At 32.7% G+C, this 18220-nt stretch carries 23 protein-coding genes and 1 pseudogene; 19 read left to right on the top strand and 5 right to left on the bottom strand.

Features of this window, described 5'->3' with window-relative positions; all coding sequences use genetic code 11:
- Nucleotides 1-164 precede the first annotated feature (164 nt).
- The 15 genes and pseudogenes from SYN6308_RS07325 to SYN6308_RS07395 all read left to right on the top strand — a co-directional run bounded on the left by SYN6308_RS07325 (nucleotide 165) and on the right by SYN6308_RS07395 (nucleotide 10294).
- On the top strand, nucleotides 165-626 hold the full coding sequence (locus SYN6308_RS07325) for a DUF29 domain-containing protein (protein ID WP_017293788.1): 462 nt from the start codon (nucleotides 165-167) through the stop codon (nucleotides 624-626).
- A 145-nt stretch (nucleotides 627-771) separates the two neighbouring features.
- Entirely contained in the window at nucleotides 772-1233 is a 462-nt protein-coding gene (locus SYN6308_RS07330) for a DUF29 domain-containing protein (RefSeq protein WP_017293789.1), read from the top strand.
- A 100-nt stretch (nucleotides 1234-1333) separates the two neighbouring features.
- Nucleotides 1334-1794, top strand: a pseudogene (locus SYN6308_RS22050) (DUF29 domain-containing protein).
- Nucleotides 1795-1939: 145 nt separating this feature from the next.
- Nucleotides 1940-2401 carry a DUF29 domain-containing protein gene (locus SYN6308_RS07340; RefSeq protein WP_017293791.1) on the top strand — a complete coding sequence of 154 codons (462 nt, stop codon included), beginning with the start codon at nucleotides 1940-1942 and terminating at the stop codon, nucleotides 2399-2401.
- 155 nt (nucleotides 2402-2556) lie between these two features.
- A complete protein-coding gene (locus tag SYN6308_RS22055) occupies nucleotides 2557-2721 on the top strand; it encodes a type II toxin-antitoxin system HicB family antitoxin (protein WP_017293792.1) in 165 nt (54 codons plus the stop codon).
- A gap of 112 nt (nucleotides 2722-2833) precedes the next feature.
- On the top strand, nucleotides 2834-3118 hold the full coding sequence (locus tag SYN6308_RS07350) for a type II toxin-antitoxin system Phd/YefM family antitoxin (protein ID WP_017293793.1): 285 nt from the start codon (nucleotides 2834-2836) through the stop codon (nucleotides 3116-3118).
- A gap of 31 nt (nucleotides 3119-3149) precedes the next feature.
- Nucleotides 3150-3431 carry a Txe/YoeB family addiction module toxin gene (locus SYN6308_RS07355; protein ID WP_017293794.1) on the top strand — a complete coding sequence of 94 codons (282 nt, stop codon included), beginning with the start codon at nucleotides 3150-3152 and terminating at the stop codon, nucleotides 3429-3431.
- 140 nt (nucleotides 3432-3571) lie between these two features.
- Nucleotides 3572-4033, top strand: a complete 462-nt coding sequence (locus tag SYN6308_RS07360; protein WP_017293795.1) for a DUF29 domain-containing protein — start codon at nucleotides 3572-3574, stop codon at nucleotides 4031-4033.
- Between the two features lie 145 nt (nucleotides 4034-4178).
- Nucleotides 4179-4640, top strand: a complete 462-nt coding sequence (locus tag SYN6308_RS07365) for a DUF29 domain-containing protein (protein ID WP_017293796.1) — start codon at nucleotides 4179-4181, stop codon at nucleotides 4638-4640.
- A 54-nt stretch (nucleotides 4641-4694) separates the two neighbouring features.
- Entirely contained in the window at nucleotides 4695-5252 is a 558-nt protein-coding gene (locus SYN6308_RS07370; RefSeq protein WP_017293797.1) for a Uma2 family endonuclease, read from the top strand.
- Between the two features lie 84 nt (nucleotides 5253-5336).
- A complete protein-coding gene (locus SYN6308_RS07375) occupies nucleotides 5337-5915 on the top strand; it encodes a Uma2 family endonuclease (RefSeq protein ID WP_026101975.1) in 579 nt (192 codons plus the stop codon).
- A gap of 32 nt (nucleotides 5916-5947) precedes the next feature.
- Complete coding sequence (locus SYN6308_RS07380) at nucleotides 5948-6574, top strand: hypothetical protein (RefSeq protein ID WP_017293799.1); 627 nt, start codon at nucleotides 5948-5950, stop codon at nucleotides 6572-6574.
- A 95-nt stretch (nucleotides 6575-6669) separates the two neighbouring features.
- The gene (locus SYN6308_RS07385; protein WP_017293800.1) at nucleotides 6670-8241 is read left to right on the top strand and encodes an FkbM family methyltransferase; all 1572 of its coding nucleotides are present in this window, start codon (nucleotides 6670-6672) and stop codon (nucleotides 8239-8241) included.
- Between the two features lie 4 nt (nucleotides 8242-8245).
- Complete coding sequence (locus tag SYN6308_RS07390) at nucleotides 8246-9133, top strand: FkbM family methyltransferase (protein WP_017293801.1); 888 nt, start codon at nucleotides 8246-8248, stop codon at nucleotides 9131-9133.
- Nucleotides 9134-9469: 336 nt separating this feature from the next.
- Entirely contained in the window at nucleotides 9470-10294 is an 825-nt protein-coding gene (locus SYN6308_RS07395; RefSeq protein ID WP_017293802.1) for a DUF1350 family protein, read from the top strand.
- A 135-nt stretch (nucleotides 10295-10429) separates the two neighbouring features.
- On the opposite strand, the gene SYN6308_RS07400 is transcribed toward SYN6308_RS07395, so the two are convergent.
- On the bottom strand, nucleotides 10430-10840 hold the full coding sequence (locus SYN6308_RS07400; protein ID WP_237741266.1) for a hypothetical protein: 411 nt from the start codon (nucleotides 10838-10840) through the stop codon (nucleotides 10430-10432).
- Between the two features lie 427 nt (nucleotides 10841-11267).
- On the opposite strand from SYN6308_RS07400, the gene SYN6308_RS07405 reads away from it, so the two are divergent.
- The 3 genes from SYN6308_RS07405 (at nucleotide 11268) to SYN6308_RS07415 (ending at nucleotide 12928) form a co-directional block, all read left to right on the top strand.
- Nucleotides 11268-11516 carry a type II toxin-antitoxin system HicB family antitoxin gene (locus tag SYN6308_RS07405; RefSeq protein WP_237741267.1) on the top strand — a complete coding sequence of 83 codons (249 nt, stop codon included), beginning with the start codon at nucleotides 11268-11270 and terminating at the stop codon, nucleotides 11514-11516.
- A gap of 14 nt (nucleotides 11517-11530) precedes the next feature.
- Complete coding sequence (locus SYN6308_RS07410; protein WP_017293805.1) at nucleotides 11531-11746, top strand: type II toxin-antitoxin system HicA family toxin; 216 nt, start codon at nucleotides 11531-11533, stop codon at nucleotides 11744-11746.
- A 96-nt stretch (nucleotides 11747-11842) separates the two neighbouring features.
- Nucleotides 11843-12928: a hypothetical protein gene (locus SYN6308_RS07415; protein WP_017293806.1), complete on the top strand. Its 1086-nt coding sequence runs from the start codon at nucleotides 11843-11845 to the stop codon at nucleotides 12926-12928.
- Nucleotides 12929-13026: 98 nt separating this feature from the next.
- Here the strand turns inward: SYN6308_RS07415 and SYN6308_RS07420 are convergent, their stop codons facing one another.
- From SYN6308_RS07420 to SYN6308_RS07430, 3 genes are all read right to left on the bottom strand, one after another.
- Nucleotides 13027-13887, bottom strand: a complete 861-nt coding sequence (locus SYN6308_RS07420) for an ABC transporter permease (RefSeq protein ID WP_017293807.1) — start codon at nucleotides 13885-13887, stop codon at nucleotides 13027-13029.
- A gap of 186 nt (nucleotides 13888-14073) precedes the next feature.
- Nucleotides 14074-15393, bottom strand: a complete 1320-nt coding sequence (locus SYN6308_RS07425; protein WP_017293808.1) for a GTP-binding protein — start codon at nucleotides 15391-15393, stop codon at nucleotides 14074-14076.
- 140 nt (nucleotides 15394-15533) lie between these two features.
- Nucleotides 15534-15728: a hypothetical protein gene (locus SYN6308_RS07430; RefSeq protein WP_017293809.1), complete on the bottom strand. Its 195-nt coding sequence runs from the start codon at nucleotides 15726-15728 to the stop codon at nucleotides 15534-15536.
- 140 nt (nucleotides 15729-15868) lie between these two features.
- On the opposite strand from SYN6308_RS07430, the gene SYN6308_RS07435 reads away from it, so the two are divergent.
- Nucleotides 15869-17311, top strand: coding sequence for a family 10 glycosylhydrolase (locus tag SYN6308_RS07435; protein WP_017293810.1), 1443 nt, complete (start codon nucleotides 15869-15871; stop codon nucleotides 17309-17311).
- Nucleotides 17312-17589: 278 nt separating this feature from the next.
- On the opposite strand, the gene SYN6308_RS07440 is transcribed toward SYN6308_RS07435, so the two are convergent.
- A complete protein-coding gene (locus SYN6308_RS07440) occupies nucleotides 17590-18156 on the bottom strand; it encodes a Uma2 family endonuclease (protein WP_017293811.1) in 567 nt (188 codons plus the stop codon).
- Nucleotides 18157-18220: the final 64 nt, after the last annotated feature.

Consider the following 18220-nt stretch of genomic DNA (forward strand, 5'->3'; position numbering starts at 1 on the left):
AGAGGAAGATTGTCTTCCGTAAATCGTTACGACATTTAACTAAAAGTTTGATCACTAAAGGCGCTGCGCGATCGAACCCCCTCATTCTCAAAACTAGATCGCACCGAACCTAATCCATAAAAATAATTTATAATAAAGTCACAAAATAATCGGAGGTAGTGGTAATGGTAGCCCAATTAATCAAAAACCAAACAAATTTATACGATACTGATTATAATCTTTGGATATTAGAAACCGTTAAAAAACTAGAAAATAAAGATTTTAACTCCGTTGATTGGGACAATTTAATTGAGGAGGTTTTAGACTTGAGTAAAAGGGATAAAAGAAAGCTAGAGAGTTTATTAATAAAATTAATTGAACACTTACTAATCTTAGGGTATTGGCAATCAGAAAAAGAGAGAAATAAGGGACATTGGGAGCGAGAAATTCTGAATTTTCAACAACAAATTATTAGAGAATTAGAAGATAGTCCTAGTTTAAAAAATCATCTGAAGAATAAGTTTCTTGACTGTTATCAAAAAGGTTGCAAATTAGCTTCTAAACATTCTCAACTACCTCTCAATACCTTCCCCGAAAACCCGATTGCACCTCTTGAACAAATCTTAGATGAAAACTGGCTTCCCTAAATCGTTACAAGATTTAACTAAAAGTTCGATCATTAAAAGTGGCGCTGCGCGATCGAACCTCCCCATTTCCAAACATCCATCGCACCGAACCTAATCCATGAAAATAATTTATAATAAGCTAACAAAATAATCGGAGGTAGTGGTAATGGTAGCCCAATTAATCAAAAACCAAACAAGTTTATACGATACTGATTATAATCTTTGGATATTAGAAACCGTTAAACAATTACAAAATAGGGATTTAGATTCCCTTGATTGGGAAAATTTGATTGAGGAGGTTTTAGATTTGAGCGAACGCAAAAGAAGAAAAATGGAAAGTCTCTTAATGAGATTGATCGAACATCTCTTAAAATTAGGGTATTGGGAATTAGAAAGAGAAAGAAATCGAGGACATTGGGAAGGGGAAATAACTAATTTTCGTAAACTAATAAGAAAAGAATTAAAGGCAAGTCCAAGTCTTAAACGTTACCTAATAGAAATATTCGAGGAATCTTATGAAGATGGACGAGATCTTGCTTCTAAACATTCTCAACTCCCTCTTAATACCTTCCCCGAAGAACCGATCGCACCCTTAGAACAAATCCTCGATGAAAACTGGCTTCCTTAAAGCTCGATCGAACCCCCTCATTCTCGAAACTAGATCGCACCGAACCTAATCTATGAAAATAATTTATAATAAGCTAACAAAATAATCGGAGGTAGTGGTAATGGTAGCCCAATTAATCAAAAACCAAACAAATTTATACGATACTGATTATAATCTTTGGATATTAGAAACCGTTAAAAACTAGAAATTCGTGATTTTAACTCCGTTGATTGGGACAATTTAATTGAGGAGGTATTAAGTTTGAGCCGAAGTGACAAAAGAAAACTAGAAAGTTTATTAATGAGATTGATTGAACATCTCTTAAAATTAGGCTATTGGGAAACAGAAAAAGACAGAAATAAAAATCATTGGAAAGGGGAAATCCGTAATTTTCGTCTTCAAATTAAACGTTTATTACAAGATAGTCCTAGCTTAAAGCCTTATATTAGGGACATATTTGATGAATGCTATCAAAATAGTCGCAATATTGCTAGTGATAAATCTCAACTTCCTCTTAATACCTTCCCCGAAGAACCGATCGCACCCTTAGAACAAATCCTCGATGAAAACTGGCTTCCTTAAATCGTCACAAAACTTAACTAAAAGCTCGATCACTGAAAGTGGCGCTGCTCGATCGAACCCCCTCATTCTCGAAACTAGATCGCACCGAACCTAATCTATGAAAATAATTTATAATAAGCTAACAAAATAATCGGAGGTAGTGGTAATGGTAGCCCAATTAATCAAAAACCAAACAAATTTATACGATACTGACTATAATCTTTGGGTATTAGATACAGTTAAAAAGTTAGAAAATAGAGATTTAGATACCCTTGATTGGGATAATTTAATTGAGGAGGTTTTAGATTTGAGTAAAAGGGATAAAAGAAAGCTAGAGAGTTTATTAATAAAATTAATTGAACACTTACTAATCTTAGGATATTGGCAATCAGAAAAAGAGAGAAATAGAGGTCATTGGCAAAAGGAAATCATCAATTTTCGGAAACAGATCAAAAGATTATTAGAAGATAGTCCTAGTCTAAAAAATCATTTAAAAACTAGGTTAGATAGATGTTATCAAGACGGCAGGGAAATTGCATCCCAACATTCCCTACTCTCTCTTAATACCTTCCCCGAAGAACCGATCGCACCCTTAGAACAAATCTTAGATGAAAATTGGCTTCCCTAAAGCTCGATCACTGAAAGTGGCGATCGCTCCATCGCTGTTCTTTAATTTCTCAAAACAATGTTAAAGTAATACTAAATTATCAAGAGAAAGATTCATATGAAGAAACAAACATTAACTGTAATTCTGTATAAAGAAGATAATATATATGTTGCTGAGTGTGTGGAGTTAGGTCGGTAGATCAAGGCGAAAGTATAGAAGAAGCCATTAATAACTTGAGAGAAGCAACGAAATTATATTTAGAAGAATGTCCATTTGTGGAAACTCAACCAAAATTAGTAACAACGATGGAAGTAACTTACGGAGAATTAAGTTATGCCTAAATTGCCCATTAGTTCAGGGAAAAAAGCAGTTCAAACTTTAGAAAAATAGGCAAAAATAAAAATCATGATATAGTGTACTTAATCATGTACATAAAAAAACTGAGAGCAAATTATGTTTAGCTATGAAATAACTTCCCCCACCGAAGCCAGAAACGGATTGTTTAAACTTTTAGATAAAGTCGTAGAAGATCATCAAGTTTTTATTATTAATCGTCGTCAGTGTGAAAATGTTGCCTTAATTGCGGAGTCTGACCTGCGTAGCTTAGTTGAAACTGTCTATTTATTGAGAAATCCTGCTAATTCTCGTCATTTATTCGATGCGTTAGAAGAATCCATGACAGGTAAAATTAAACCCCAATCTTTAGAAGAATTGAAAGGGGAATTGGGAATTGAGTAAAAACAAGAAACAAAATTCTCTTTCAGGGGATATGCAACCAAGTTTTCCCCACATTCCGGGTTTTAGTAGTCAGTTTAAAAGTGATTTGCAGTGGTGGTTTAAAAATGACAAAAAAAAGGCGGAAAAAATACTAGATTTAGTTACTGAAGTGATGAGAAATCCCTTTCAAGGCATCGGCAAACCAGAACCTTTAAAATACATGGAAGGTAATATTTGGTCAAGAAGGATTGATTTAGAACATCGTTTAGTTTATCGCATTAGTGCCACTCAAATTGATTTTCTTACTTGTCGTTTTCATTATGATAGTCTGTGAATAGGGGCGATCGAACCTTCCCATTCCCACCCCCAATCGAACCTCCCCATTACCCAAAACTCGATTGAACTCCCCCCATTCCCAAAAATTCGATGAAAATAATTTATAATAAGGTAACAAAATAATCGGAGGTAGTGGTAATGGTAGCCCAATTAATCAAGAACCAAACAAATTTGTACGATACTGACTATAATCTTTGGGTATTAGAAACCGTTAAAAAACTGGAAAATCATGACTTTAATTCTGTTGACTGGGACAATTTAATTGAGGAGGTATTAGGTTTGAGCCGAAGTGATAAAAGAAAACTAGAAAGTTTATTAATGAGGTTGATTGAACATCTCTTAAAATTAGGATATTGGGAAACAGAAAAAGAAAGAAATAGAGGGCATTGGGAAGGAGAAATTATAAACTTTAGGAAACAAATTAAACGTCTTTTAAAAGATAGTCCTAGTTTAAAACTTTATCTGAAAGATTTTTTGGAAGAATGCTATCAAGATAGTCGAACAATAGTATCGAAAAAGTCTCAACTTCCCCTTTATACCTTCCCCGAAGAGCCGATCGCACCCTTAGAACAAATCCTCGATGAAAACTGGCTTCCTTAAATCGTCACAAAATTTAACTAAAAGCTCGATCACTAAAAGTGGCGCTGCGCGATCGAACCCCCTCATTCTCGAAACTAGATCGCACCGAACCTAATCTATGAAAATAATTTATAATAAGCTAACAAAATAATCGGAGGTAGTGGTAATGGTAGCCCAATTAATCAAAAACCAAACAAATTTATACGATACTGATTATAATCTTTGGATATTAGAAACCGTTAAAAAACTAGAAATTCGTGATTTTAACTCCGTTGATTGGGACAATTTAATTGAGGAGGTGTTAAGTTTGAGCCGAAGTGACAAAAGAAAACTAGAAAGTTTATTAATGAGATTGATAGAACATTTACTGATATTCAAGTATTGGGATTCTGAAAAAGACAGAAATAAAGGACATTGGGAAAGAGAAATTGCTAATTTTAGAAAACAAATTAGAAAAGAATTAAAAGCAAGTCCAAGTCTTAAACGTTACTTAACAGAAATATTTGAGGAATCTTATGAAGATGGACGAGATCTTGCTTCTAAACATTCTCAACTCCCTCTTAATACCTTCCCCGAAGAACCGATCGCACCCTTAGAACAAATCCTCGATGAAAAATGGCTTCCCTAAACTCGATCACTAAAAGTGGTGCTGCTCGATCGAAATAAATAGAAATCAAAGAATATGTTAACTTTACCTCGTAAGAAATTTGCTCTTGAAGAATATCATCAAATAATTGCATCGGGAGTGTTGAGAGAAGACTATTTAATTGAGTTAATTAATGGAGAAATTTTTGAAATGTCACCCGTAGGATTTAGACACGCTTCTTGTGTAAAAAAAATTAATTACTTATTTGCGGAAAAGTTAGGTTCAAAAGTAATAATTGGGGTACAAGATCCCATTAAACTTAATGATAACTCAGAACCACAACCAGATTTAGTTTTACTCAAACCTCGTGATGATTTTTATGCGAATCAACATCCTACTCCCGAAGATATTTTTTTATTAATTGAAGTAGCTGATAGCAGTATTGAGTACGATCGAAACTTTAAAATTCCCATTTATGCAGAAAATAAAATTAAAGAAGTGTGGTTAGTTGATCTCAATCAAAATTTATTAGAAGTATATCAAAATCCCCAGAAAAATTATTATCAAAATATAACAAAACTCTCTTCTCAAGATTCCCTTACCTTGACTCAACCAGAAGTAATTATTATAAGGCTCGATCGAATTTTATTTTAGTTTATTTATTGGGATTAACTTCAACTTAAAATGGTGAGGTGTGCATCACTCTATATTAATTTATTATTAATTACAACTCAAAATATGGTTGCTCAACTTCAACTTAAATACTATACTCCAGAAAAATATCTGGAATTAGAGGAAAAATCGGACACAAAAAATGAATATCTTGATGGAGAAATAATCCATAAGGCAGGAGGCACAACTAATCACAATCAAATTGCAGGTAACTTTTGTCGAGCTTTTCCCCTCACCATCGACGATCGAGATTATTATATCTATATCAATGATGTGAAACTATGGATACCAGAATATCGTTTTTATACCTATCCTGATTTAATGATCATTGAAGGTAAACCAGTCTATCAATCTGAAAATAGTAATATCGTCACCAATCCCAAAATAATTATTGAAGTTTTGTCTCATTCTACCCAAAACTACGATCGAACGGAAAAATTTAGAGTCTATCGTTCTTTACCTAGTTTACAAGAATATATCCTTATTTCTCAATCTAGCTACTATATAGAACAATTTATCAAACAAACAGAGCAACAATGGTTATTTAATGCCATTGAAGGAGAAAATAATCATCTTTCTTTAGCTAGTGTTGATTTTTCGATTTCTTTTTCCCAGATTTATCAAAGAATTGTTTTTAATTCCTAACTAATAACCATGCTAAACACAATCAAAGGAAGATGTTAATTCAAGATTTATCATTACAAAAAAGACAGTTTTTTATTACTTTAATCAAAAAAAGAGTAAAATCTGGTACAGGTAGCAGTAGAGAATTTTTACATAAACGAACTTGGACTTATCCTGTAAGTAACTTAAATTCCATCATTAAACAAGCTCCTTTTGTCATTGTGGGAGGAGTAGCAACTCGGTTGTATATGCCTGAAAGAATGACGTTAGATATCAATATTTTAATTAAAGCTGAAGATTGTGAGCTTGTCTATCAAAACTTACAAAATGCTAATAGCAAAAAAATTGGGGATTTAAGTATTTCGGGTAGCCAATGGCAATTAGCAGACAATACTTCTTTAGATGTATTGGTTGGGGATGATGAATGGGTTTCGGAGGCTATTTATCAACCCAATTATGCCCCAGATGGTTTGCCGATAATTCCTTTACCTTATCTCATTCTGATGAAATTATCAGCTAGTCGAACTCAAGATTTAGCAGATATTAGTAGAATGTTAGGTTTAGCAAAAGAGAAAGAATTAATCAAAATTAGGCAGGTTGTGGAACAATATTTACCCACTGCCATGGAAGATTTAGAAAGTTTAATTATGCTAGGTAAACTAGAAGTAGAAGGCAATTAAATTGAACTTTTTTGAGGATGTGATTAGAAGCGGAAAAAAGCGATCGCACCTAAAATAGTTTATGCTAATAATTAAATAACAACAGATTCTCTTTTATGGCTAACAATTCTCCCCTTAACATTTATCAAGAATATTTACAAAAGAATTTACCCCATTTGGATTTATCCTCACTACCCATGGGGAAAAGTGCCGAAAAAACAGACTGGGAAAATCCCTCTACTGCCATTGAATTAAATAATTTTGCCGTTATCCAAATCCTCGAAGCCAAAAATAGTCAAGATATAGCATTAAGACAATTCTATTTAGAGTTAGCCATAGAAGCCTTAGAAACCGCCATTGAAAACGAAAATCATCCCCTTTGTGTGGCACATTTAGCCATCATTAAAAGTTTAACAGGAGAAGTAAATTTTGCTCATAATTTAGAGTATTCCAAAATAATCGAAATATTACCCCTTATTTTTTCCTCTCAAGAAGAAAGTATTGCAGGTTTAATTTATTTACCAATTTTTAACCGTAATCAAAGTAAAAATAAAGAAAATTTAGAGTTAATAATTAAAGAAAATAATAGTTATCAACAAGCATTATATTTATTGATAGCAGATTGTGAACAATCCCAAATGGTATTTTACAATTCTAGTGGTTTAAGATTACTTAACTATGCTAATCAAATAATTCCTAATAGTTTTAATATTAAATTAAACTTGGGTTTAAGTAATCTATTTAATAATCTTTATGAGGGTTTATTATATCTCCATCAAGCCTTAAATTTACAACCAGAAAATAGTAAAATAATTCAAGCTATGTATTTAGCTTATCTTAATTTAAACAATCAAAAATTAGCTAATTTATATTTAGAAAAAGGTAATAAATTTTATCAAAATAATTCTCATAATTTAAGCTGGAAATGGGCTAATTTACCCATCACAAATAACTGGACGTATCTAAAATTTGATGATAATTTATTACTAACCGTAGAAGCTAGTTTCAAATCCATTGTCACTGCTGTATTATTAGCTCAAGAAGATTGGTTCGAGGTAGAAATGGAAATGTGGCGAGATGAGATAAAATCAGGAATGACAGTAATTGACGTTGGTGCAAATGTGGGAGTTTATACCTTTAGCTCCGCCAACAGAGTCGGCAAAAATGGAAAAGTTATCGCCGTTGAGCCTTTCTCAAAATGTGTAGAATGTTTAGAAGAAACCCGTAAAATCAATAATTTACAATGGGTAGAAATTTGTGCCGGTGCGGCAGGAGAAAGCAATAAAACCGTTAAACTATCCTTACATCAAGCCAGTGAATTAAACGAAATCATCAAAGACGATAGCGACATCACAGGCAACTATGAGGAAGTGGAATGTTTCACCCTTGATAGTTTAGTGGAAAAACATCAACTTTCGATCGTTGACTGGTTAAAATTGGATGCCGAAGGTAACGAAATCGAAGTTCTACAAGGCAGTAGCCGTATTCTCTCAGAATTTAAACCTCATATTTTATATGAAAATATCGCTGGTATTCACTCAAGTAATATTCCCGTTGCTAAATTTTTATTAAGTATTGGTTATGAATTGTTTTATTATCAACCTTTTCTGAAACAATTAATTAAATTAGAATCCTTAGAAGAATTATCAGGTAAATTAAATATCATCGCTCAACATTCAGAAAAATAAAAATATGTCAATTTTTGCCAAAAAGTTAAAAGATGAAGGTTATTTAGACAATCTACATTTTACCATCATGAATGTGGGTTCAAGAAAATTAAGTATTCAAGATGATTATTCAAATCAGGGCTGGGGAATCTTTGCTCCGAATTTAAGTATTTATGGTTTTGATGCCGATGAAGATGCTTGTAACCAAGCTAATGAAGAATTACAACAACGGGGAATTAATTGGCAAGAACAACATATTCCTTTAGGATTATCTGATTCTATCGGGGAAAAAGAACTTTATGTTACGAAAGCCCCCATGTGTAGTTCTTTATATCCTCCCAATGAAAGTTATTTAGCACGTTTTCAAGGCTTACCAGAATTAGTAAATTTGGATTTTTCTATTGGTATTGAAACTACCACATTAGATGCTTTTTGTCTAGAGGAAAAAATTCATGAAATTGACTTTTTACAAATAGATGTACAAGGAGCAGATTTAGATGTTTTAAAAGGTGCAATTAATCTCTTAAATAAGACTATTTCTGCTATTCAAATTGAGGTAGAATTTTCCCATTTATATCTAAATCAACCCTTATTTTCTGATGTGGACATATTTTTAAGAAACCAAAAATTTTCCTTATTTGATATATTTTTAGCTCATCGCCCTCGTCATCTATTAAATGTGAAATCGTCTAAACATCCTCATGGACAATTACTATGGGGAGACGCTTTTTACCTTCGAGATTTATTATCAGAAAATTTTACTAAGGAGGTACGATCGCCCCTTAAACTATTAAAATTAGCTTGTGTCGCTGATGTGTTAGGTTTTTATGATTATGCCTTAGAATTATTAATTTATTTAACCAATCATTATGGAGATGATCAACAGTATAACTTTAGTTCATTTATCGATTAGGGCGTTAGGTATGGCGTGTTAGGTTTTAGGTTAAAGAATGAAAAATCAAGGTTTTGATACATTATATAATACAAAAAAAGAATTAAAAAAAATATGAAAAAGTGATTATTGATTATACCAAAGCTATTGAATTAGCCACTAATTTATAATTTGCTATTGATCATAAAAACGCTTTAGAAGCAAAAATGAAATAAAAGTTAAAACCTTTACTACAAACAAGAGTAAATGTATAATAAACTAATGGCTCGATCGAACTGAGGTTAGGTATGATCACGAATACGAGAAAATAATGTTACTATAAAAGTAAGAATAATTAAGCTAAAAAATATATAAAAAATGGTTGGGTCGTGGCAAGAATTTTCGGGAAGTTGGGTTTTAATTCCTAATAATCCCCATGGTATTATTCATTTTTTAGGGGGCGCTTTTGTGGCTACTGCACCGAATATTACTTATCGTTGGTTATTAGAAAATTTGGCAAAACAAGGGTATATTATTATTGCGACTTCTTTTCTTAATACTTTAGACCACAAGTCGATCGCAGTGAATATACAAAACCGTTTAGAAAATATCCTTTCTCGCTTAGAATATAGACTAGGTATTGAATTGAGATATTTACCTATGTATGGATTAGGTCATAGTATGGGGTGTAAATTGCATTTATTAATAGGTAGTTTATTTGATATTGAAAGAGCTGGAAATATTTTTATTTCTTTTAATAATTATCCCTTAAAACAAGCAATTCCTTTCATGGAAAATATTATTCCATCTTTACAAAATAACTTAAAAAATTATTTACAAATAGATAATAGTTTAGAGTTTGAATTTACGCCCTGCCCCGAAGAAACTAAAGTTATTATTAAAGAAAATTACCAAATTCGGCGTAATTTATTAGTTAAATTTAATAACGATTCGATCGATCAAACTTCCACTTTACAACCCATATTAACCAATTTATTTCCCAGTATGGTATCAACATTAACGTTACAAGGGAATCATTTAACGCCTTTAGGGCAAGATATTGATTGGCAACTGGGGGAAATGTTTACCTCTTTTGATGTGGTGGGAAAATGGTTTAAGGATAATTTTTCAAGGGATTTATATAATTTACATAGAGAAATTTCCCGATGGTTAAATCCTCTTAATACCCAAAAAATATCATAAATTACTTTACTGCTGATAAATTATCTAATTATTCATAAGCAATAAGAAAAAACAAAATAAGAGAATATTTCCGTAAGGCTGATTCAAGATATTTTCAGGGATTTCATCAAGAATAATGGGTAAATATTTTACTTATTATTCGATCGAAATAAAACCTTTTAATTTCTGAAAACATTGAGAATAATCATTGACAGGCTCAAAATTATTTACCCCTGAATTTTCTATATTGTCTGTCTCGATCGATACATCTTCAGAAATATTATTTTTCTCCACAGAAATTGACGGCAAATTATCAGAATTATTAATATTAGTAAAAATATACCTTAATTCTTGATCTTCAGCTTCTGAAAAAATAATATTCGGTTTAATTAAACTAGAAAATTCATAATTAAAACTCTGATTTACTTCTCTTTTTTTTAACCAAATATTTAAAATTTGCTCTACAGAAACAGCTTTTAATCTCCCTTGATAAATCGCTTCTTTTACTCCTAAAGGCAACCAATGATGAGGATAAATTTTTGTCCATTTCACAATCAATTCTCTCATCTTATAACCATTCAGATCAAAATTATAATATTTGATTAAAACAATTGTCTCTCGAATATCATTTAAACTCTCATTCACCGGTTTTTTTACTCATTATTAAGATAAAATCTATGATATATTAATCAGAACCAAATTAAACCTATAGCAATCCGAAATCATTTGTGAGAAATAAAATAATATTCTGAAATACTTTTGTAATAATATTTTATTGATTATTGTTACAAATTGCTAAATTATACCTAATCAATATCTTACAAATCAAATGGATTCGCTATCATATAGCAATTCTAAAGCAGTTGTAAATATTTAATTATACTCGGAAAGAGGAATTATTTTCGACATTTTGTTAAAAAGATAAAAAAGTTAAAATATTGAGTAAGTTTTATTATAATAAACAATTATCAACAAAAAAAGAAGTACAATGTTAATGAATTATATTGATGAAGCGATGAAAATAGCTGTTTATGAAATAATAGAAGATGATCATAGTTATTGGGGTGAAATTCCTAACTTTCAAGGTGTATGGGCTAATCATGAAACCTTAGAAGGTTGTAGAAGTGAATTAAAAGAAGCATTAAGTGATTGGATTGCTTTGCGTTTAAAATTAGGCTTAGAAATACCCATTATTAATGGTATAAATCTTAATGAAATTAATCAACCCCTTATTTCTGTATAAAATCATGATAAATTATGCCCAAATTAACACCTGTTTCTTGGAAAGAATTAGTTACAAAGTTAAATGAATTAGGTTTTGAAGGGCCATTTTCAGGTGGTAAACATCCACAAATGCGCAAAGGAAATGTTACGTTAATTATCCCAAATCCCCATAAAAAAGAAATTAGTATCGGATTATTGCAAAGAATATTACGTCAAGCTAATATATCTCGTGAAGAATGGTTACAGTAATCGACATCAATACTTAAAATGAATAATGTACAATGACCGATAAATATAACAAGTCAAGTATAATTATTAATTGCCTAATACTTAATTAATTTTCCCATGTCTCGACCTGTTTTATACCTCGCTATCACAAATCATGGATTCGGTCACGCAGTGCGAATGGCTACTATTGCATCACAGATACAAAAATTAAATTCAGACATACTATTAGTATTAGTGACAACTGCTCCTCGATGGTTGTTAGAATCTTATATTGAAGGTGATTTTATTTATCGTTATCGCGCCTTTGATGTGGGAGTCATTCAGTTAGATAGTTTGAAGATGGATTTAGAGGCGACTAAAGAAAAAATGACAGAGTATCGTCTTCGAGAAAATGAGATTGTAGCGGGAGAAGTTGAGTTTATCAGTATCAACAAAGTAGGCTTGATTTTAGCTGATATTCCAGCTATGGTAACATCGATCGCACAAAAAGCAAATATTCCTTGTTGGATGATGAGTAATTTTGGTTGGGATTTTATTTATCGCAGTTGGGGAGGAGAATTTAATGATATTGCCGATTGGTTAAGTAACAATTATCAAAAATGTCAGCGTTTGTTTCGTTTACCTTTAGCTGAGGAAATGGCTAGTTTTCCCGTGAGAGAAAATGTCGGTTTAACAGGAGGGATTCCCCGTTACACTGAGTCGGAGTTGCGAGAAAAATTTAATCTTACCACCCCAAAAGAAAAAACTGTTTTATTGACTTTTGGCGGTTTAGGTATTGATGCGATACCCTACGAAAATTTGAGTCGTTTCCCTGATTGGCAGTTTATCACTTTTGCGAATAATGCCCCTGATTTACCTAATTTACTGAATATTACCAGTAGGCTCGATCGACCTGTGGATTTCATGCCTTTATGTGGTAGAGTCATGTCTAAACCCGGATTTAGTACCTTTTCTGAAAGTATGCGGTTAGATATTCCCGTGATTAGTCTCACCAGAGAAGGTTTTGCCGAAGCCGAAATTTTGTTACAGGGTTTAGCAAATCATAGTTACCATCAAATAGTTAATTATCAAGAATTTTTTGATAGTAATTGGGATTTCTTAAAACAAGAATTATTACCCCCTCAAAGTAATCAGCAAATAGAAAAAAATGGCACAGAAATAATTGCCCAAGAAATAGTTAATTTTTTCACAAACCAAAGCTAAATGTAGGGTGGGCATTGCCCACCAAAAACCATAATTTCTGACAATAATTTGACAAATCTTCTTTCTTGGAAACCACCTTATTACCCATTTTCTATCCCTTACGACTTATTCCCAAACAACTCACTTAAACCTTCCCCTAACAAAGATAAACCTGTCACCATCGTTGTCATTGCCAATCCGGGAAATAATGCAGTCCACCAAATTCCAGTCGGTAACGCATCTAAAGCCATTTTCAAATCATGCCCCCATTCTGGCACATCTTCGGGCAATCCTAAACCTAAAAACCCTAACCCCCCTAAAATCAAAATCGCATCCGCCGCATTAAGAGTAAATAAAACAGGTACACTTTGAATTACATTGAAAAATAAGTATTTCGATAAAATTCTCATAGGTGATGCTCCCATTGCCTTCGCCGCCTCAATATATAACTCGGTTTTAACGCTTGTGGTATGATTACGCACGACTCGATAATATTGAGGAATATAGGAAATCGATAAGGCTAAAGCGGCATTAATAACTCCCCTACCCACCACAAAAGCGAGGGTGACAGATAATAATAAACCGGGGAGAGTATAAATAGTGTCCATTAAAAACAGTAAAATTTTGTCAGTTTTTCCACCAAAATAACCACTAATTAATCCCAAAGGTACTCCTATAATTAAACTAAAAGATGTTGCTAATAAAACCACTTTTAAAGCGGCTTGTGTTCCAAAAATTGTTCTAGAAAAAACATCATATCCTTGACTACTTGTACCGAACCAATATTCAGCATTTGGAGCTTGATGTATAGGATTTTTTAAGGATTCTAAAGGGTTTTGAATCAGCCCCATATTTTGCAATAAAGGAGCAGAAAAAGCTAGAAAAATAAAGATAATAGTAATAGTCAATCCCACTAACATTAAAATACTAGAAAGAGATTTATAATTATTTTTTTTTAGATATATTTTATTAGCAATCATAAATTGAGAATTAAGAATTAAGAATTAAGAATTAAGAATTATATCAATTTTCGATCGTTACTTAAAATTAAATATATTGTAGGTTGGTTTGAGGATACGAAATCCAACAAAATCAGTAAAAAAATACAGGCAAGATGCCTGTTTTACGGTGGGAAAATCAATCATTGTCTTTGAAAATTAATATAATCAAGCAAGACGAGAAATAATCGATTCTGGGGGCATTTGGGCGATAATTTCACTGATGATAGTATCAACTCCTGAGTTACCCCAAGTACAACCATTTTCTAAATATACTTGAGCAGTTTTTCCGACTAAATATGAACCATAACCTGCCATTGTACCCTGTGCAAGAGCAGTGGTTGCTAAAGTGGTAAAACTACTAGGATTTTCCCATAAACTGTTGATGGCATAGCTAGTTTTGGCAAAACCTAACATTGTTATTGAGACAATTTCTGTTAATAATAATCCCCCTAAACTTTTAACAATGGTTTGCCATAAATTTCCTGCTTCATAACTGGTAATGGGTAAACCATATAATCTTGCTAAGGCACGAATCATGGTTAAATCGGTGATTAATCCTCCGATTAAATCTAGTATTACGATCGGATTTATGGCTACAATTAAGGCTTTATATTTAGCATAGCGCCAGATAATATCTTCTGCTTCTTTACTTCTAATTTGTATGGTTTTATGGGCTATATTTTTTTGAGCAATTTTAGCTTGATTGAGAGAATTTAATGCTAATAATGCTTTACCCTCTCTATTTAATATAGTTAGGATTTTTTCTTGTAATGAGGTGATATTTGGTGGAGGATATTCCCATTCTTCTTGAATTGTACCGTCTGCTAATTCTATCCTTAAATTAATCGGTTGAGGTTCAGCAGAAATTAAGACAATTTCATCGGGGGTAAATAGAGGTTTTTTTGTTTGGTTGCTTAATTGTTGCAGTTGTTGATAGATAGATGTTAAATCAGTTTCGGGATATAAATCTATCTTATTAAAGACTAATATTAAAGGTTTTTTTGCTTGTCTTAATTCTAATAGTGCTAAATATTCAGTACGAGTAATATCTCCTGAGATGACAAACAAAATTAAATCTGATTGTTGACTAATTTCTTTTGCCATATTTGCCCTATTTTCGCCGTCAATTTCATCGAGTCCGGGGGTGTCTATTAACTCGATTTGTATTTTACCGCTGGGGGGAGTCCAACGAATAGATTTAGGCCATTTTGTTACCCCATTTATTGGTCCTGTGGTTAATATTTTTTCTCCTAATAGGGCATTAATAACCGATGATTTACCCCGACTTACTAAACCAAAAGCTGATATTTTTATCATCTGTTGTTCTAGTTTTTCTACTGCAGATTTTAAGTTTCTTAAATCATCCCTTACGGCGGATTGTAATTCCATATTGGGGGGATAATTCCAATGACGTTTTTTACTAGAATACCATGCGATCGACTGTTGTAAACTACTACGAGCTAAGGAATATAAAGAAGTGGTCATTTTGAATCATTTAAAGGTGATAGGGTATTGGGGTGTTGGGGTGTTAGGGTGATAGATTTTCAGATAAGTTTCAGGAAATTAATACATAATTAATTCTGGGTTAAGTTAATTAAAATTTGACTTTATTATTATCAATAATTTTACTCTAATAAATCAGTTTTATGATCTTTTAATAAAGGTAATCTTTCACCTCTAAAAATTTCTTCACTACTTTTTCCTATTTCTTCTAATAAGTCTAATAATTCACTCCCTAATTTTTGACCTATAATCACACTAGGAGTTAAAAAACCTAAAACTATTGATGTTAAAATTGTTCGATCGAGTTTATCATTCATAATAAATAATTGGATAGTTAATCATTAATTACTGACTATTATAAACTTTAACAATATTTAGGGGCATTTTCCCAACAACTTCGATTATTTAATCTATAATTAAGATTCGTATTGTTATCCGTTGAGATTTTGTTGTAAAAATGTTGAAAAATTCTTGGGCTAAAATTACCGTTGCGTTAATTTCTTTAATCAGTCAAACTGTAATTTCCTTTCCAGTCAAAGCCGTAACTAATCCTTATTGTCAATTTGATCAAAATGCGATCGCCACTAAAGACAGTTTACGAGAAAATGCCATAACTGGAAATTCCAGCGTTCAACAAGAATACAAACAAATTTTACAACAACACCGAGATTTATTGCTGAACTGTCGCCGTAATCATTGGTTAAAAGAACAAGCAATTTGGTTACGGATTTACCCTTGTGATGTGCGTAATGGTTCGATCGAAAAGGTATTAGATACTATAGTTAATAGGGGTTATAACACCGTTTATATCGAAGTGTTTTTCGATAGTCAAGTATTGTTACCTAAAGCTGGTAATTACACACCATGGCCTAGTGTAGTGGATATGGCAGGTTATGAAAATCGAGACTTATATGCGGAAACTCTTCAAAAAGGACGAGAAAGGGGCTTAAAAATGTACGCATGGCTATTTTCCATGAATTATGGCTATTTATACTCCCAAAGACCAGATAGACAAAATGTATTAGCTCGTAATGGTCGAGGACAAACTAGCGTTGACTTTGTGCACGATCGATCTCAAGCCTTCATTGACCCATATAATGCCCAAGCTCGTCAAGACTACACACAATTATTACAAGCGGTTATACAAAGAAGACCAGACGGAGTGCTATTCGATTATATACGTTATCCCCGTGGTAGTGGTAAAGATTCCGTAGCGGGTAAAGTAAAAGACTTATGGATTTATAGCGATGCGTCAAAACAAACTCTTTTGCGACGGGCGCAAAATCAACAAGGTAGATGGTTATTAGAAAGATACCTCAATCAAGGAGTGATTAACGCTAACGACTTAGCACAAATGAGAAGTTTATACCCCAATGAAACAACTCCCCTATGGCAAGGAAGAAGTCCATCAGCACCGAGTAACCTATCCGCAGTACAATTAGATATTTGGTATTTTACCGTTGCCCATGCGGCGCAGGGAGTTTTAGACTTTCTCAATTTTGCCTCCAACCAAGTTAAACAAAGAGGCATTCCCACAGGCGCAGTATTTTTTCCCGACGGCAATCAAGTCGTAGGAGATGTTGGCTTTGATTCTCGTTTGCAACCTTGGGATAGTTTTCCCCAAAGTATGGAATGGCACGTTATGTCTTATGCTTTATGTGGTAATCCTAACTGTATTGTAGATCAAGTCAAAAGAGTATTAGCGTCATCCTCTCAAGGTTCAAATGTCAAGCCCGTATTAGCAGGATTTTGGGGCAGAAATGATGGGCAACGCCCTTCTTTAGAGTCGCAAATGGAAGCCATCAGGGTATCCGCAAAACCCGTACAATCCATCAGTCATTTTGCCTATTCATGGTTAGAAAGAGAGCATACCCGACAACGAGAAAGTTGCAATAATTAGGGTTTGCCTCATAGTCTTTTGATGAGGATGAGGGGAGGTGTTATTTGAAAAAATAACCTTTAATCTGTTTTAAATTAGTCGCTTTAGCTGACTTGTGCTATAAGCCATGAAATTTATTTCTTGGTGGGTTATGAGATATTACCTAAATCATTCCCCATTCACAAATAGTTAATTTTGTCAAACTTTCTGTAACAGAATGTTTCACCAACAGATTCATTTATGTCGCAGTAAATTATGATATGTTACTTAAAGTTATCGTCTATTCACAAATCGTTGATTTATAAGAAAAAATCTCTAATTTGACAACTAAAATTAGGTAATAATTCACTGGTAATTGAATCATCATCAAGGAGAGTTATCATTAAGGTTAATTTACCCTCATAACGGCGATAAATTTCTACTTGTTTTAATTGCCAATCTACTATCCAATATTCTCTTACTCCCCGATTAGAATATAGTTTTAATTTAGTTTCTTTATCCCTTTTTATATCATTGGGTTTTTGAGATAAAATTTCTACCACTAATTCAGGCGCACTGGTAAAATGTCCAGCCTCATCGACACAAGATTCCAGCTTTTTATTACTAATCCAAATTAAGTCGGGAATTACATTATTATCATCGCTAAAAATTATACCCGGATTAATAATAGTTTGCCCTAATTTGCTCTGATTTGACCAAGAAACTAAGGCATTAGTAATTCTAGCAATTGACGTTTGATGTTTCCAATGAGGGGCTCTAGTCATGTATAATTCTCCGTCAATAATTTCGTAGTTATTACCATTTTCGGGTAACAATTCTAAGTCAGCACTTGTCCATTTAATCCGAGTTTCAGTACTAACACTCATATTTTTTACATTTATTCAAGTATCTTTCTTCTCAACTATAACACTCTTTTAACACTATAGGTGG

It is taken from the genome of Geminocystis herdmanii PCC 6308 (genome assembly GCF_000332235.1).
Classification (GTDB): domain Bacteria; phylum Cyanobacteriota; class Cyanobacteriia; order Cyanobacteriales; family Cyanobacteriaceae; genus Geminocystis; species Geminocystis herdmanii.

Excerpts from the sequence above, each read along its gene's own strand:
- SYN6308_RS07325 (WP_017293788.1), top strand. The coding sequence starts at position 165 with ATGGTAGCCCAATTAATCAAAAACCAAACAAATTTATACGATACTGAT.
- SYN6308_RS07330 (WP_017293789.1), top strand. The coding sequence starts at position 772 with ATGGTAGCCCAATTAATCAAAAACCAAACAAGTTTATACGATACTGAT.
- SYN6308_RS07340 (WP_017293791.1), top strand. The coding sequence starts at position 1,940 with ATGGTAGCCCAATTAATCAAAAACCAAACAAATTTATACGATACTGAC.
- SYN6308_RS07350 (WP_017293793.1), top strand. The coding sequence starts at position 2,834 with ATGTTTAGCTATGAAATAACTTCCCCCACCGAAGCCAGAAACGGATTG.
- SYN6308_RS07355 (WP_017293794.1), top strand. The coding sequence starts at position 3,150 with ATGCAACCAAGTTTTCCCCACATTCCGGGTTTTAGTAGTCAGTTTAAA.
- SYN6308_RS07360 (WP_017293795.1), top strand. The coding sequence starts at position 3,572 with ATGGTAGCCCAATTAATCAAGAACCAAACAAATTTGTACGATACTGAC.
- SYN6308_RS07365 (WP_017293796.1), top strand. The coding sequence starts at position 4,179 with ATGGTAGCCCAATTAATCAAAAACCAAACAAATTTATACGATACTGAT.
- SYN6308_RS07370 (WP_017293797.1), top strand. The coding sequence starts at position 4,695 with ATGTTAACTTTACCTCGTAAGAAATTTGCTCTTGAAGAATATCATCAA.
- SYN6308_RS07375 (WP_026101975.1), top strand. The coding sequence starts at position 5,337 with ATGGTTGCTCAACTTCAACTTAAATACTATACTCCAGAAAAATATCTG.
- SYN6308_RS07380 (WP_017293799.1), top strand. The coding sequence starts at position 5,948 with ATGTTAATTCAAGATTTATCATTACAAAAAAGACAGTTTTTTATTACT.
- SYN6308_RS07385 (WP_017293800.1), top strand. The coding sequence starts at position 6,670 with ATGGCTAACAATTCTCCCCTTAACATTTATCAAGAATATTTACAAAAG.
- SYN6308_RS07390 (WP_017293801.1), top strand. The coding sequence starts at position 8,246 with ATGTCAATTTTTGCCAAAAAGTTAAAAGATGAAGGTTATTTAGACAAT.
- SYN6308_RS07395 (WP_017293802.1), top strand. The coding sequence starts at position 9,470 with ATGGTTGGGTCGTGGCAAGAATTTTCGGGAAGTTGGGTTTTAATTCCT.
- SYN6308_RS07400 (WP_237741266.1), bottom strand. The coding sequence starts at position 10,840 with ATGAGAGAATTGATTGTGAAATGGACAAAAATTTATCCTCATCATTGG.
- SYN6308_RS07405 (WP_237741267.1), top strand. The coding sequence starts at position 11,268 with ATGAATTATATTGATGAAGCGATGAAAATAGCTGTTTATGAAATAATA.
- SYN6308_RS07410 (WP_017293805.1), top strand. The coding sequence starts at position 11,531 with ATGCCCAAATTAACACCTGTTTCTTGGAAAGAATTAGTTACAAAGTTA.
- SYN6308_RS07415 (WP_017293806.1), top strand. The coding sequence starts at position 11,843 with ATGTCTCGACCTGTTTTATACCTCGCTATCACAAATCATGGATTCGGT.
- SYN6308_RS07420 (WP_017293807.1), bottom strand. The coding sequence starts at position 13,887 with ATGATTGCTAATAAAATATATCTAAAAAAAAATAATTATAAATCTCTT.
- SYN6308_RS07425 (WP_017293808.1), bottom strand. The coding sequence starts at position 15,393 with ATGACCACTTCTTTATATTCCTTAGCTCGTAGTAGTTTACAACAGTCG.
- SYN6308_RS07430 (WP_017293809.1), bottom strand. The coding sequence starts at position 15,728 with ATGAATGATAAACTCGATCGAACAATTTTAACATCAATAGTTTTAGGT.
- SYN6308_RS07435 (WP_017293810.1), top strand. The coding sequence starts at position 15,869 with ATGTTGAAAAATTCTTGGGCTAAAATTACCGTTGCGTTAATTTCTTTA.
- SYN6308_RS07440 (WP_017293811.1), bottom strand. The coding sequence starts at position 18,156 with ATGAGTGTTAGTACTGAAACTCGGATTAAATGGACAAGTGCTGACTTA.